Below are 1227 nucleotides of genomic sequence, written 5' to 3'. Positions count from 1 at the left end.
AGCTAGTTTGTGAGCGTGACCGCGAGCCATGTGAAGCGGGCGTTCAAGTACCGCTTCTATCCGAACGATGCGCAGGCAGCTGAGCTGTCGCGCACGTTCGGATGTGTTCGCAAGGTCTACAACCTGGCGCTCGCCGCCCGCACCGAAGCGTGGACGCGGCAAGAGCGGGTGAACTACAACCAGACCTCGGCCATGCTGACCGCGTGGAAGAAGACCGAGGAACTGGCGTTCCTCAACGAGGTCTCCTCGGTCCCGCTCCAGCAGACGCTGCGGCACCTGCAGGCGGCGTTCACCAACTTCTTCGGCAAGCGGGCCAGGTATCCGCACTTCAAGTCGCGGAAGAAGTCCCGCAACTCGGCCGAGTACGCCACCTCCGGGTTCCGCTTCCGTGAAGGCAGGCTGACCCTGGCGAAGATGGCGGAGCCGCTGGACATCGTGTGGTCCCGGCCGCTCCCCGAGGGGGTCAAGCCGTCCACCGTGACGGTGTCGCAGGACGCGGCCGGACGCTGGTTCGTCTCCATGCTGTGCGACGACCCCACCGTGAAGCCGCTCCCCGCCACCGATGCGGCGGTCGGTATCGACGTCGGTCTGGACCATCTCCTGACCCTCTCGAGTGGCGAGAAGATTGCCAACCCGAGGCACGAACGCCGCGACCGTGCCCGGCTCGCCAAGGCCCAGCGCGTTGTGGCCAAGAAGGCAAAGGGTGACGGGGCGAACCGGGCCAAGGCCCGGCGGAAGGTCGCCAAGGTCTACGCCCGCATCACCGACCGCAGGCGTGACTACCTGCAAAAACTCACCACTCGGCTCGTGCGCGAAAACCAAACGCTCGTGATCGAGGACCTGACCGTGCGCAACATGGTCAAGAACCGGAAACTCGCCCGTGCCATCAGTGATGCGGCATGGACTGAGTTCCGGAGCATGCTGGAGTACAAAGCGGCCTGGTACGGGCGGGAAGTGATCGCCGTCGACCGGTGGTTCCCCTCGTCCAAGCTGTGCCACTCCTGCGGCACTCTCCAGGAGAAGATGCCGCTCAACGTCCGTACCTGGACGTGTGCTTGCGGAACGACTCACGACCGGGACGTAAACGCGGCGAAGAACCTTCTGGCTGCCGGACGGGCAGTTTCGGCCTGCGGAGCCGGTGTAAGACCTCAACGGAGTTCTCCGGGCGGGCAGTCGGCGATGAAACAGGAAGTCTCACGGCGCGAGCCGTAAGAATCTCCCCTTTTC

General features: G+C 64.6%; 1 protein-coding gene. It reads left to right on the top strand.

Annotated features, from left to right (window positions below; all coding sequences use genetic code 11):
- Window positions 1-15 precede the first annotated feature (15 nt).
- Window positions 16-1212 carry an RNA-guided endonuclease InsQ/TnpB family protein gene (locus tag AQJ91_RS48365; protein ID WP_107122749.1) on the top strand — a complete coding sequence of 399 codons (1197 nt, stop codon included), beginning with the start codon at window positions 16-18 and terminating at the stop codon, window positions 1210-1212.
- The last annotated feature ends 15 nt before the right edge of the window (window positions 1213-1227 follow it).

Source organism: Streptomyces dysideae, from assembly GCF_001514305.1.
Taxonomy (GTDB): Bacteria; Actinomycetota; Actinomycetes; order Streptomycetales; family Streptomycetaceae; genus Streptomyces; species Streptomyces dysideae.
Note: the sequence above shows the minus strand (reverse complement) of the source record. Positions and strands in the feature narration are given on the sequence as shown.